The sequence below is a fragment of the Globicatella sp. HMSC072A10 genome (genome assembly GCF_001811625.1).
In the GTDB taxonomy this organism is placed as follows: Bacteria; Bacillota; Bacilli; order Lactobacillales; family Aerococcaceae; genus Globicatella; species Globicatella sanguinis.
Genome location: NZ_KV805735.1, coordinates 1 through 311, shown reverse-complemented (window position 1 = coordinate 311; position 311 = coordinate 1). Strand labels below are relative to the sequence as shown.

At 40.8% G+C, this 311-nt stretch carries 1 protein-coding gene; it reads right to left on the bottom strand.

From position 1 onward, the window contains the following. Positions 1 to 311: reverse transcriptase domain-containing protein (locus tag HMPREF2811_RS06545; RefSeq protein WP_246829823.1), on the bottom strand; the 311-nt coding region annotated here is incomplete at both ends.

Here is a 311-nt window from a genome sequence, read left to right as displayed (position 1 = left end):
ATATTCACAACCAATTTCAATTCTTTTGATAGGAATCGACTGATGCTCTGTAGAATTCGTTCGCCTGCTCGTTTACTTTTCGTAAAGATGACAAAATCATCGGCATAGCGGACGAATCGGTGTCCACGTTTCGTTAGTTCTTTATCTAACTCATGTAAATAGATGTTACTGAGTAATGGCGACAGGACGCCTCCTTGCGGGGCGCCTTTTCCTGTCTTCTGGAAGTTTCCGTTTAGTTCAATGACGCCAGCTTGCAAGAATCGGTTAATCAATCTTAATATTGATTTATCGTCAATGTGTTGTTTCAGAAG